The organism is Alteromonas sp. RKMC-009, assembly GCF_003584565.2.
Taxonomy (GTDB): Bacteria; Pseudomonadota; Gammaproteobacteria; order Enterobacterales; family Alteromonadaceae; genus Alteromonas.
In genome coordinates, this window is the sequence record NZ_CP031010.1 from 2902512 (window position 1) to 2916828 (window position 14317).

Genomic DNA, 14317 nt, shown 5'->3' on the forward strand with positions numbered 1-14317 from the left:
ATGCTGTCACGTGTTGCCAATCATCTTTACTGGATGGCCCGTTATCTTGAACGGGCTGAGAATACTGCGCGCCTGATTCAGGTAAATACTCACCTGTTACTGGATTTACCCCGAAGTGTCACCCTGGGCTGGGAACCGATTGTGGATATGCTTTCCATCCGCGAGAGTTTCTATGCAAACTATGAAACGGCTGATGAAAAAAGTGTTATCCGTTTTATGGTAACCGACACCAGTAATCCCGGCTCTATCATAAATTCGCTGGCAGAAGCACGGGAAAATGCCCGTATCGTGCGGGAAATCATTCCATCTGAAGCCTGGGAGGAAATCAATAACGTCCATTTGCAGGCGAAGGCTGACAGCCAGAGCGTACTGACCCGTCGTCACCGTTTCACCTGTTTAAACAAAATAATAAAAGGTAACCAGACAATCACCGGTCTTGTCGGCGGCACGATGAACCGCGATCAGGCGTATGCCTTCCTGCGGCTTGGCAGGCATCTTGAGCGTTGTGATATGACCACCCGGATCATCGATGTACGGTCAGCGTCATTGCTCCCTGATGTGTCAGAAGAACACTCTGCGTTTGAAAACATTCAGTGGATGGGTGTACTGAAGTCTTTATCGGCCTATCAGGTATACCGGCAGGAAATGCGCTTACGGGTTCAGCGGGCTGACATACTGGAATTCCTGTTAAAGCGGAAGTCCTTTCCCCGTAGCATTAACCATTCTCTGGGCCAGGTGGAAAAATGTCTGTCGGAACTACCTGAACCGCAGGACATCACCAGCAAGGTCAAAGAAATATCTGCCATGCTCATGGAGCTTGAAACCAGAGATCTTAAACAGGATGCGCTGCATCAACTGATAGACGATATACAGGCGGCACTTATTGTCATTCATGACTCGGTAAAGAAAGCGTATTTCTGATCCACACCGCTTTGTGCATTGATTGTTCGCGGTACAGACCACAGGGACTTACCGCGAACAATCGTTTAACTGACCATTTACGACCAGTTCCTGTCCCGCCCCTTCTGATGACCCGTTGAATAACACCGCATTTTGTACAGAAATGAAGTAAACTACGGCCAAATCCGGCTGAATGAAAGAATATCGTGGCGTTACACTGGTTCCCGGGGCACATGCACAAGGCCCTGAAAGAAATAAAAGAAACCTTATCTCAGGTTGATGTGCTCATTGAAGTACTGGATGCCCGCATCCCCTACTCCAGCGAAAATCCCGAAATCGCTAAAATTCGTGGCGATAAGCCTTGCCTGAAAATCCTCAATAAGTTCGATCTGGCCGATCCTGAACTGACCGCGGAATGGCAGGCTTACCTTGAAAGTGAACGGGGCGTGCGCACCATCACCACCAATACGGGAGAGCCGGGAAACACTAAGCACATTTTGAGTATGCTGAAAGACATGTTTCCTCAGAAAGCCGGCCCCGGTAAAGCCATTCACGCCATGATCACCGGTATCCCTAATGTGGGTAAATCCACGCTGATAAACATTCTGGCTGACAGAGTGATTGCTAAAACCGGTAACGAACCGGCGGTGACTAAAACCCAGCAAAGGATCAATCTGGGCAGCGGCATTATTCTGTTCGATACCCCGGGAGTACTGTGGCCAAAGCAGGAAAACCCGAATTCCATTTACCGGCTGGCTGCATCCGGCGCGGTTAAGAACACCGCAATGGAGTTTGATGACGTGGGCTTTTATGCCGCCGACTATCTGATCAAAGCGTATCCGGACGTACTGAAAGACCGCTTTAAGCTGGATGAAATAGCAGAGACAGAGATTGAATTTCTCGAAGATGCCGCCCGCAAGCGTGGTGCAATCATGACAGGTGGCCGTGTGAACCTGCATAAAATCTGTGAAATACTCCTCACCGAATTACAAGCCGGAAAATTGGGCCGGATCACACTCGAAACGCCCGCTATGCTTGAAAAAGAGAAGATAGAAATCGCAGAAGCCGAAGCGAAAAAAGCGGCGAAGAAAGCCGCCCGGAAACAACACTTTAAAGATGGCTCAGCGACCCCTGACAAACACGACAGAAAAGAAAAGCGTAACGAAAAACGCGCAGCACAAAGCAAGCGGATGCGTAAGTCTTAGTTAAATTGCCGGGGCCTGACAATTTGGATACCGCAGAATGTATTCACTTCCTGCGGTTTCCCTGATGCCCGCTTAAATTAATCAGCTCACCGAATCAATGAAATTTCCCAGCCGGTTGGCACCAGTCTGGAGTTGGTTGGCAGCCCTGCCAGTTTGCTGTTCAAGGGCCTGTGAAGCTTCCTGTAAGTCTTGCGAAACCTGCTCATTGTCGCGGATGTTCTGCAACTGACGCAGCACGGCCACCTCAGCCCGGAGCAACTGAATCGTTTCGTTAATTTCTTCCTGTGATGCCGGCTCATCCGTCTGCGAACTCTCAATATCAGCTTGCTCTGACGCTTCCTGTTGCCGGGTCTGCGACTGTTGCTGCAGCTGTAAACGTTGCTCTCTGAGTTGAACCTGTTCTTCCTGCAACGAGGCCAGGCGCTCTTCCTGAAGTAATGCTTCCTGCCGTCTTTCTTCACGACGGGCTTCTATTTCACGCAACAACGCTTCCCTGTCCTCTTCCCGCCGGAGCTGGCGCTCTTCAATCACTGCCGTACGCTCTTCGCGCCTGTATGCTTCACGCTGACGCTCTTCCTGCAGCGCTTCCTGACGATACTCCTGTTCCAGTCGCTCTTCGCGGCGTATTTCCTGCTGACGTTCATCCGCCTCGCGCTCACTGTCGCGGACCTCTTCAGCCCGCTCAGCCGGAGAGACAACTGATGACGACTCACTCACGCCCCGCTCTTCAGCCCGTCTTTTGGCCTCAAGCTCTTCAAGTGCTGTAGCTGGTAATTGATTGATCGTCATAATGACCTCCGCTGACTGAACATAAAGTACGCTGCTTACGCAGTGCATATTTAACAGATGCACGGTAAATGCCAAACGTGGAAATAGCGGACTGCCCTATCTGGGCAAGACATTAAAGCTAGTAGTTACAATGTGTTAAAAAACATTAAAGAAAAGAATCCGGTAATAAGACGACGACTTCATTAATGATGAATAGTGGAAATTGTGTAACTTTTACGCGACAGGAATAAACCGGGGAATGATTCCCCGGTTGTAGGTTTTGAGTTTATAACACCTTAAAAAGCATTGTTATCAAAACTGCTTTTCGATACTGGCATAGAAGTAACGTTTGTAAGGCAGATACAGGTTAGCCAGATAATTGCCCGATGAGTTTAACGGCGGATTTTTATCAAACAGGTTTTTCACACCGGCTTCCACGATAAATCCGCCAAAGGTGGATTCATCCAGCTCGTACTGGAACGACGTATTCCACAACGTTGTTGATGGTACAACGAAGTCATCACCGTTGGCGTAACGGCCATCTACCACACTGTCGGTGTAAATGGCTGAAATACGGTATGCAAAATCTTCGTAGTTCCAGCTAAAACGTGTGGTTGCCCGCCACTCAGGCTTCATGCCGTCCTGACCCACTTCATCAGAAGATGTAATCGAGATGAAAGAGTCCAGCAAACCCGCTTCCTGTGCTGCTTTGGCTGTTTGCATTTGCGGTGTCAGTTCCTGCTGGAAGCTGCGCAGCTGCGAAGCACTGAAGTTCAGGTTAAACCGGCCAAAGTCTGTTGCCACACTTCGCCAGTCAAACGTAAAGTCCATCCCTTTAGCTTTCAATGAGTTCAGGTTGGAGTAGTTGGTATTCATGTAAAGCACTTCGCCGACAGGATCCAACCCTGTACCTTCGAAGCGGGCAATGTCGTCCAGCGTCGGGTCAGCACGGATAATCCGCGGATCAGAGGTGCCTTCTACGGTGCGTAAGTAAAGATCGTAAATCAAAACATCCTGAGAGTGGGCGACACCGATTTGGTCATCCAGTTGAATTTCCCAGAAATCCAGTGTGACACGGAAGTTACCCCAGTCCTCTGGCAGGAACTGCGGAATTAACTGGAAACCAAATGACTGGTTAGTTGATGTTTCCGGTTTCAGTTCGCTGTTACCTGCCATATGCCAGGTCACCGCGTAGCTGTCAGTACAGGCAGAATAATTCTCGATAGCACCTTGTCTCAGCGCAGCTTCACAGTAAATGTAGTCAGTACGGGTGTTATATCTCGCCATTTCAGAAGCGTTAAGTACTTCCAGGTTCGGGGCTTTAAATCCTTCTGACCACGAACCCCGCAGAGTGAGGTTTTCATCGACGCCCCAGGCCAGCGCAATTTTAGGGGTAGAAATATCGCCCACGTCGCTATAGCTCTCGTAGCGTCCGGCTAACTGCATATCAAGGGTTTCCATAAGCGGAATACCGAAATCAGGCCCGACAATGGGAACCGCCAGTTCAACATAGGCCGATTTTACATTACGGCTTCCGTAAGAATCCGGCGTAGGGCTTGAGCCCCCAAGATTACTGTTAAAGGACTCGCCGGTATACCAGTTAATATAAGGGTCTGTGCCATCAACCAGAGGATCGCGGTCATCTTTCAACGATTCGTAACGCACTTCTATACCGGCGGCAAACCCGAGATCACCTGCTGGTAAACTCATCAGTTCAGAGTTATTGATTTTAAAATCCCAGGATGCCAGTTGAGAGGTGCTCTCCCGCACAGAGATATCGATAAATGAATTAATGACTTCTTCGCTGTTAAATCCGCTGTGACCGTAGTTCACGTGGGAAGTGTTACCGCCGGAGAAAATGTTGTAGGCATCTGCTGTTGTACCTGAAATAGCAGTAACCATATCATTCACATTGATCACTTCAGATTCATCCCTGGCTTTACCCTGCGAATAAAGAACGGCAGATTCCCACTCGAAGTTGCTGCCAAACCATCCTCTCAAACCGGAAAGCAGGCGGTACTGACGATTCTCCACATTAACTTCCATATTGCCGATGTCGGTGAACCGGTAAGCCAGAATGCGTAAATCGAGACCTTCTTCCGGCACGTTATCCAGGCCGGCAATACGGTTTGGATTCAGTGTGCCATCCTCCAGATAAGTCGCGCCAAGCGGGTTGTAATAGGCGTTGGCAGGAATATAAACTACCTGGGAACTTGAAAACACAGACGGTCCGCTCATGTATTTACTTTCCGCGGCATAGATCCCGGCTTCGCCGAAGAATTCAAGATCAGGGTTGATAAAGTAATTAAAGGTTGAGAACAGGTTCATCCGTGTGACCTGAGGGGTCACATAACTGTCTTCACGTGCACTGTCTGAACGGTAATCTGTGGGAACGGTGCCGGAGGCATAACAGGTTTCACTGGTGCTGCCTTCTGTCAGACAGTCAGAGGATGAGGCGAGTTCTGAGTGAAAATAACCAGAAGCTGTGGTGATCGCTTCGCCATTTTGATAAATCTGATAGGGCGCCAGATAATTACCCCATGGCGTATAGGAACTGCGCCCATCCAGCGCAGCAGTGCCGGCGAGATCGGTGCCCGGCAGGAAATCCCGCCGGTCAGAGGTTTCAGTAAACCACATATCGGAAGCTTTCTGCGCTGTTCTGTGAAAGGCATTAAACATCAACGAGAAATTACCTTTGCCGTCGTCGATATCTGTGCCGTAGTAGCCGGTTAAATCCAGATCAGAACGATTAGAGCCCTGCGCCTGACCATATTTCAGTTTAACGGCCCCGCCCTGCAAATTATCTTTCGTCACAACGTTCACAACCCCTGCGATGGCGTCTGAACCATAAATCGCTGCGGCACCGTCAAGTAAGATTTCGATGCGATCCAGGCCATACATGGGGATGGCGTTGGAGTTAAATGTGGTTGTCGACACACTGCCGTCAACCGTAGCGGTTGTGGGGTGAATAACAGAACGACGTCCGTTCACCAGTAGTAAGGTATTTGACGCCCCCATCCCTTTCAGGTTCATCGAGCCCATGTCGCCGCGGGCGGCGTTACTGCTTCCCGGGATAAAAGACTCGTTCCAGGTAATATCCCCCATTTGAGGCATACTTCTTATCAGTTCGTTACCGTCTACAGAGCCAAGTGCTTCGATGGCTTCCTGCCCGATAACCGCAACCGGTAATGCTGCCTCCGTTCTTTCACTGCCGATTTTGGAACCTACAACAGCTATTTTTTCCATCCGCTGCTCTTCAGCAATCTTCTCCTGCCCGTCGCCGGCCGGTGTTTCCTGGGCATAAGCCTGCACGCTCATCGCTGAAATTATCGCTGTTGACAGTGCCAGCTTTCTGAAACCTCTGAGTTCCTGTATCTGCATGATTAGTTCCCGTTGAATGATTTTATTGTCTTATCTGTGTGTGATATTGCGGGATTCACACTTCACTCACTAAGACGAACCACTTTGAATTAACGGAACTAACTTCTCCTAAAAAACACTAAAACTCACGAAATGCCGCCATTTGTTACGAAAAGGTTTAATTTTAACATTTCAACGGCAACACTTAGTCGTCCAGAACGTTCTTAAATATTTCACCATCTTTCATAATGAACTTAAGATTCTGGCTGTAATTCACAACAACCTGCTCTTCAATTAACGGGTTGCCACTGTAAATCAGAATATCTGCGTACGCTCCGGGCTCAATGACACCCAGTTTTCCTTCGGTGTAAGGATTTAATTTACCGGACATGGCAAACAGACGGGCATTCTCTGACGTGGCCTGTTTTAGCACTTCCAGTGGCGTAAACCATTTCACCCGTGACGTAAACTCATTCAGCGCCCTTTTCTCATTTCCTAAAGATCCGAAAACATCGGTGCCATAAGCCAGATTGACCTTATATTTCTTTGCCAGCGTCATTTCTCTGTTTATGCCCTCTCTGACCATGAGCGATTTCTTTTCCCGGTCAGATAATTTTTTGCTTAAATCCGGAGCAGGCCTTAAACCCCAGTGGCTTTGCGGCACCAGCCAGGCATCTTTCTCTTTGACCAGTTTCATCGCTTCTTCTGAAATAAGCTGACCGTGATCGATACTTTTCACTCCGGCTTCCAGTGCACGGATGATGCTTTTTTCGGTATACGCATGCACAGCAACATATGTGTCCCAGTCTTTGGCAGCTTCCACTGCTGCTTTTATTTCTTCCGGCGCAAATTGCACCGAATGAATAGGATCATAATCAGAGGCGATGCCGCCACCAGCCATCACTTTAAGCTGAGTCGCACCTTTTCTCAGATTTTCTCTCGCTGCTTTGCGAACCTCCGCCTTACCGTCCACCAGATAGAACCAGTCCTGCTGGTCCATTGGCATCACCGGACCACCGGCGATGACACGGTTAGGTTCATTGTAATTGCGGAAATCGCCATGGCCGGATGTTTGCGATATAAACGCACCGGAAGGATAAATCCGCGGACCGGGAATAAGTCCTTCATCAATAGCCTGCTTTACTCCAAAAGAGGGACCGCCGAGATCTCTGACGGTGGTGAAGCCCAGCATAAGAAAATGTTTTGCCGTAAGTGCAGATTTGATCCCCACGTACATCCAGTTCTCGTCGTTGCGCATACCGGTAATTGACGGCGACGTTTGGGCAAAATGGGTATGCGCATCAGACAAGCCGGGGATCAGCGTCTGGCCTTTGCCATCGATAATGACCGCATCCTCTGGTGTGTCGATTTCCTTTTCAACGGCAGTGATAAGATTACCGGTAATCAGCACACTGTAGCCTTGCTTAAGGGAATCACTGGTACCGTCCCACACATTAACATTTCTGATGAGGGTCAGATTTTCAGCACGTGACGTGACAGGAGCAAGTAAGGCTAAACACAGGCAAATTGTGTTTATAAGCGTTCTGAAAGCGTTAAGATTTGAAGAGACCGGGCGGTGTGAAGCGATGAAGGTTTGCATCTTTGTAGTCCGTAAAAGTGATGTCTCCTGCTATAACGGAAAACCTCACTTCTGCGGAACCTTAAAACATATCAAATCAGGAAAGAAAACCGGTGATGCCGGACGGCATCACCGGTTAAAAACGGCTATTCTCCGTGATAAGTCATATCCAGCAACTGTTCCTGCGTGTAAACGCGGCCATTGGTGATAACCGTGTTCACCTTTGATGCATTGTAAACATCTGCCAGCGGATCAGCGTCGAGCAGAATGATATCAGCCAGACTGCCCGCCTTGATCCTGCCGGCATTGAGACCCAGTACATCAGCCGGTACCGAGGTTGCAGATTTCAGTGCTTCATAAGGAGTGAAACCCGCTTCATTCACATAAAAACCCAGCTCGCCGTGCAGATTCATCGCCAGTACCAAATCTGTACCCGCTGTGATGGTTGCCCCCCGGTCATAGAGTGTTTTTAAGGTTTTCGCCTGCTCTTTCAGGCTGGCAAGATAGCTGGCAGGAAACACCATCGGGTTTTCTACACCTTTTTGCGTCCACAAAGGATAAAGCGACAACCTTTTATCCTTTTTCAGTTCAGGATGCTGTGCAATCAGCATATTTAATGACCCGAACATGGTAGGTGTAACTACCTTATTCATCAGTTGCAATGCATCGTCATAAGCCCTGCCACCTATTTGCTTGGGGCTGTACCCGCGGCGGCTTGTTGCGCCGAGATGTTCAAGGCGGTCAACGCCACTTTTCGCAGCAGGGTAGATCTCATGAGTGGTCACTCCCACGCCCATCTCATCATGGGCAAAATCCGTTACCCGTTTTTGCTGGGCATCGGGTAGTCTGACGTAACTTTTAAGCAGATCGTACTTTAATGCTTTTGCCCGCTGCAGTTCTTTTTCCAGATGCGCCGGCCCGGCAATCGCAACACCCATTTTGTAGTAAACCCGTTGCCATTCCATCAAATGGCCGGTGGTATAAACTCTCGGGCCTACTCTCACACCGGCTTCACTGGCCTCACGATCTTCCACACCATGATAAGGCTGGTTGCCCGGGTCCCTGAGCGTTGTAATCCCATAAGCCAGCCAGCCTCTGTGCGCCCCCTGTCCGAAGTCTTTCTGCGGATGCACATGACTTTCAATCAAACCGGGCATGGCATATTTGCCTGTTCCGTCAATAATTTCATAGCCGGATGTGGATTTACTGTTGCGGGGGACAATATCTGTGATCGTATTGCCGCTGATAAAGATGTCCCTGTCTTTTTGCAAAGTATCCGTTTCGCCGTCAAACACATAAGAGACTTGTATAACTTTTTTACTTGCCGGCTTTGCCAGCACGTACGTCATGTCGAAGGGTATCGTCTCAATGTTACCGGTGAAAAGATTCACCATTTTTAACTTATCATCTGACTGGTAGAGGATAGTTGCTGAGTCACCCGACCAGGTGGGATTGTGCGCAATTTCCGATGTATAACTTCTTGGCGGGCCCAGAGGTTCGCCTTTATCGTCAACAGGCCACACATTCAGTTCACCACCGTAGATACCCGCCATTTTTGTTCCGTCCGGCGACCATACTGGCCCGCCTCCCCCTCTGGTATCCACTGACAAATTCTCTACCGGCGCACTCCAGTATGGCTTTTCACCGTTTACCGGAAATATATAGGCCTGGTTAGTCCCTTCACGGAAGCTTGCAGAAAACTGATCAGGCAGAGCAACCATGATCCGGCTGCTGTCAGCAGACCATGACGGTTTTCCCGGCTGTTTAAGCGTCTGGCTCATCTGAAAAGCGGATTTTGCGTCGAGATCGTACATGCCAAGACTGGCTTCGCCCCACATTTTATCTACGCTCAGATAGGCAATTTTACTCCCGTCCGGTGACCATGCCGGTCCGAGAGGTTGAGTATCCAGTTCAGTTAGCTGCTCAGATTTATTAGTAGCAATGTCATGTACCCACAATTGCATTTTATCGCCACCGCGATCCGAAGAATAAACCAGTGACTTGCCGTCAGGAGACCAGGCAGGATCCGCTTCCATGTAGTGGTCTTGGGTAAGGTTTATGGGCTTTTCACCTATCTTCATGAGATACAGGTCTCCCACAGCGATGAAAGCGACGTACTTGCCGTCCGGAGATAAAGACGGCCGCATGATCCCTAAAACAGGGCGGGGCTTGTCTGATGTAAAATCTCTTTCTGCTTTGGCATATTCCGGTTTAAAAACGGTCAGATTTGCAGTAAACGGAATATCAGAAGCAGCACCGTCAGCGGCCAGTGTTTTAATCTTACCGCCGGCAACGTAAGTTACCTCACCGGAAGCCGAAAGACTGGCTTTGAACTCAAATACTTCTTCACCGGATGCAATTACCCTGCTTCCTCTTTTCATCACGGTCTGGTTGTCACCACTTGCAGCAGCATAAACCAGCTCGCCCCTATCCCAGAGCATAGGAGTAAGCGCATGTTCCGCTTCCTGTTCGATGGTTTCGTTGCCTTTGGCATCTATGGTGACCAGTAAATGGCGTCCTTCCCGCATTGTTGTGTAAGTCAGCGCATCGCCGGATGATTTCCAGACTGGCATCCGGTTCTCGTACTTATCGTCAGTCAGTTGGGTGATGACACCGGAAGCAAGCTCCAGCTTGTATATGTCGTAACTGTTAAAGCTGTTTTTGCGGTCTGAAGCAAAAGCCACAAACTTCCCGTCAAACGACACAGCGGGCTCCCTGTCATCATAAGGCCCCCAAGTCAGGGCGGTCATATTTTCGCCGCTTCTGTCTACCGACCAGAGGTCATAACCGCCATCTTTAAAAGAGAAAAATACAATGGTCTGATTGTCAGGCATCCACACCGGTTGCCTCGCATCCTGATATTCGCCGGTAATACGTGTAGCTTCACCGCCGCTGACCGGTAAAGTCCATAAACTGCCCTGTAAATCCATCACGATGGTTTGCCCGTCAGGAGACACACTGGCAGCCATGGCGGTGCCTTCCGTCACGGTGATACTCTCAGATTGTCCGCTTGTTGCGGCAGCCGGCAGAGTCAGTCCCGCTGACACTAACAGGCAGCAAAGCAACGCGCTTTTCGCGATATTCATGTGTTCATCCTGTGAAAAATAGTAGAAAAAAAAAGTAGCGCATCAGAAACGTACCTCTGCGCTGGCGTAAAAGTAACGTGAAAAAGGTAAGTAGAGGTTTGCAAGGTAATCACCGGACGCATTAAGAGGCGGGGATTGCCGGAACATATTCCGTACTCCCACTTCTGCATCAACAGCACCTGCAGGACTGTCATCAAAGGTATATTTGACGGACGCATTCCATGTCGTCATCGAAGGCACTTTAAAATCAGAGCCGTCTGCGTATCTCCCGTCATTAAGATGGTGGGTATATTGCGCTGATAATCTGCATATCAGTTTCCGGAATTGCCACGTAAATCTGGCAAGGCCTTTCCATTCAGGTTTTTTACCGTTCACTCCTGTTTCATTGCCATTACCGATAACGACAAACCCGTCAATAAGTCCGTTATCCTGTGCGGCCTTCACTTCTTCCATTTCTGCTGTCAGTGCCTGCTGATAACTGATCAGCTTCGATGCGGCCAGATGAAAAGAAAAGTCGCCCCACTCCAATGATTTGTATGCGCCGTCCATAGCGAAATCGGCGCCTTTTACTGACAGTGAGTTTTGGTTTTGATAATCGGTCTGGATAAAGAGGATCTGTCCTGCCGCCTGCAAACCGGTATTTGTAAAAAGGCTCTGCTGTTCGCTATTCGCATCGTTTCGCACAATGCGGCTATCCTGCGACTGCATGGTAGTGCGCAGATACAAATCACGGGCAATGACGTCTTCCACGGGAGCCACGCCAACCCGGTCAGTAATGTCGATTTGCCAGATATCTGCTGAAAATGACATGTTCCCCTTGTCACTGTACATACCCGGGATCCTGTAAACCATGCCGGCTGTGCGGTTTACCGAGCGCTCCGGCTTCAGGTTTTCATTTCCCGCAATATGCCAGGTCACTGCGTAAGTGGCTGAACAACCGGCGTAGCTTTCAATATAGTGTTGACGCTCAGCCGCCTCACAGAAAATATAGTCGGTATGATTGTTGTACCTGGCCATTTCACTGGCATTGAGCACTTCCAGATTAGGCGCTTTGAATCCCTCAGACCACGAACCGCGGATAAGTAAAGAATCATTGATCTGCCAGACTGCTGCCACTTTCGGCGTAGCGATACTCCCGACATCACTGTAACGCTCATATCTGCCGGCAATTTGCAGATCCAGAGCGTTTATAAAGGGCAAATCAAATTCAGGTGAAACAAGCGGCATCGCCAGTTCACCATAGACAGACATCACCTGCCGGCTGCCTGCTGAATCCGGTGTTGGACTGGTTCCTGCCAGGTCACTGAGGTACTCATATCCGGTATACCAGTCGGTATAGGTTTGCGTTCCGTCCACCAGCGGATCTCTGTCGTCTTTCAGAGATTCATAACGAAACTCAGCACCGGTAGCGAAACCCAACTCCCCCGCAGGGAGTTTTATCAAATCAGGTGATGTTATTTTTACGTCCCATGACGCAATTTCAGACACGCTGTTGCGGTGTGCTTTTACTGCAAAATCAGAGCTGTCCGCCTGAGCATTCAAACCGCCGGAAAAAGGATTATATGCATCGCTGCTGCGCCCGGAAATGGCTTCTGCAAATGCCGACACACTGTAGCCGTCTGACGTATCGGCTGCATGGCCTTTTGAATAGAGGAGCGCAGACTCCCAGGACAGACCCACGGATGTCAGTCCTTTTAATCCGGCGAGAAACCGCGATTGTGTATTATGTACGTCAACAGTGCGCAAACCACCACCGGTAAACCGGTATTGCCTGATTTCAACAGGCACGCCATCATCAGGCACATTATCCAGCCCGCTTATCCGGTTTGGGTTAATGGTGCCGTCAGCGAGAGTCGATGCCCCGAGGGGATTGTAATAGGCGTCAGCAGGCACATAAACCGGCGTATTCACTGAAAAAAAACCATGACTGGTCACGTAATCCGATGCCGCTTTGTATAAGGCAATTTCGCCGAAGATTTCCGTGTCAGGCAGCCATTGCCAGTTGAATATGGAAAAAAGATTAACCCGTTCTACACCGGGGGTAATGTAAGTACCTGCAGCGGCAAAGTCATACAAATAGTCACCTGCTGCACTACCGGACGCATAGCATGTGCCGCTGTAACCTTCAGCGATGCAGTTATTGCTGCTTTCTGCCTCAGTATGAAAATAACCGGCGGCACTGGTGAGTGGCTGACCATTAGCAGTAACTTGCGCGGGCGCAATAAAGTTACCCCACGGGGTATAAACACTGCGACCATCCAGCGAAGCGGCATTTTCCAAATCGGTGTTAGCAAAAAAGTTGCGGTGGTCTGATGTTGCGGTGTACCACTGATCGGCGGCATATTGGGGAGTTCTTTTGACCACATTGAACATCAACGACACATTTCCCTTTCCATTGTCAAAATCCGTTCCGGCAAAACCGGTAAGCTCTGAGTCTGTCCGGCCAGTGCCCTCTGCTTTGCCATAACGGAGCTTTAACCCCGCACCTTCAATATTTTTTCGGGTAACAATGTTAACCACTCCGGCAATGGCATCTGAACCGTAAATCGCAGAAGCACCGTCAAGAAGGATCTCCACTCTGTCCGAACCGTAAAGTGGAATGGCATTGGTATTGAATGTGGTAGTGGAAATGCTGTCGTCCACGGTTGAAGTGGTGGGATGAATCACGGAACGCCTGCCGTTAATCAGCAATAACGTGTTGGACGCGCCAAGATTTTTCAGATTCAGCGAAGCGGTATCTCCCCTCGCTGCGTTACTGCTTCCCGGGATCCATGACTCATTCCAGGTTATATCGCCCATCTGCGGGATCGCTCTGACCAGTTCGTTGCCGTCAGTCACTCCGGTGGCATCAAACGCATCCGTACCGTAAACAGCAACAGGCAAAGCGGACTTCAGACGATGGCTGGCAATGGCGGAACCGACAACAGAAATCCTTTCAAACTGTGCCTCACCGCTTTCGTCTTCGCCGGTGATATCCCTCGTTTTTGAATCATGCTCATTTTTTGCTGACGCCCGCCGCTGAGAACGGTTAATAGCGGACGTCAGAGATGACTTTCCCTCAGAAGAAGCCTTTTTAATGACAATGGTTTCTTCTCCGATTTTTTCGAATGTAAGTGCATTTTCACCCAGTAAATGTTCAATAGCGCCTGCACTTTCATACATGCCTGACACTGACCGGCTTTTGATATTTTTGATGAGACTGGCATTGACCGCGACCTGCAGGCCAGACTGCTCAGAAAATTCGATCAATGCAGCGTTCATAGGTTGCGACGGAATATCAAAGGCAATCCGCCTGTCTGCGGCATCGACGCTGTGACAGATCAGACCGGCTGACAACACTGGCAGTATACCTGTCAGCCGGAATTTTCTTTTTCTCATCCGGTACCCCTTAAATGAACAGGGCAAAACGCATCATGCTT

Annotated in this window: 7 protein-coding genes; 2 read left to right on the forward strand and 5 right to left on the reverse strand. The window is 49.4% G+C overall.

Annotated elements, in window-relative coordinates:
- Positions 1-921 carry an alpha-E domain-containing protein gene (locus tag DS731_RS12860; protein WP_119501706.1) on the forward strand — a complete coding sequence of 307 codons (921 nt, stop codon included), beginning with the start codon at positions 1-3 and terminating at the stop codon, positions 919-921.
- Positions 922-1106: 185 nt separating this feature from the next.
- The gene (gene ylqF / locus DS731_RS12865) at positions 1107-2105 is read left to right on the forward strand and encodes a ribosome biogenesis GTPase YlqF (protein WP_119501707.1); all 999 of its coding nucleotides are present in this window, start codon (positions 1107-1109) and stop codon (positions 2103-2105) included.
- Positions 2106-2186: 81 nt separating this feature from the next.
- Here ylqF and DS731_RS12870 read toward each other — a convergent pair whose 3' ends face one another.
- From DS731_RS12870 to DS731_RS12890, 5 genes are all read right to left on the reverse strand, one after another.
- The gene (locus DS731_RS12870; protein ID WP_150154287.1) at positions 2187-2894 is read right to left on the reverse strand and encodes a hypothetical protein; all 708 of its coding nucleotides are present in this window, start codon (positions 2892-2894) and stop codon (positions 2187-2189) included.
- A gap of 291 nt (positions 2895-3185) precedes the next feature.
- Positions 3186-6254, reverse strand: a complete 3069-nt coding sequence (locus tag DS731_RS12875) for a TonB-dependent receptor plug domain-containing protein (protein WP_119501709.1) — start codon at positions 6252-6254, stop codon at positions 3186-3188.
- A 184-nt stretch (positions 6255-6438) separates the two neighbouring features.
- Complete coding sequence (locus tag DS731_RS12880) at positions 6439-7833, reverse strand: metal-dependent hydrolase family protein (protein ID WP_119501710.1); 1395 nt, start codon at positions 7831-7833, stop codon at positions 6439-6441.
- Positions 7834-7958: 125 nt separating this feature from the next.
- Positions 7959-10898, reverse strand: a complete 2940-nt coding sequence (locus DS731_RS12885; RefSeq protein WP_119501711.1) for an amidohydrolase family protein — start codon at positions 10896-10898, stop codon at positions 7959-7961.
- A gap of 42 nt (positions 10899-10940) precedes the next feature.
- Positions 10941-14276, reverse strand: a complete 3336-nt coding sequence (locus tag DS731_RS12890; RefSeq protein ID WP_119501712.1) for a TonB-dependent receptor domain-containing protein — start codon at positions 14274-14276, stop codon at positions 10941-10943.
- Between the last annotated feature and the right edge of the window lie 41 nt (positions 14277-14317).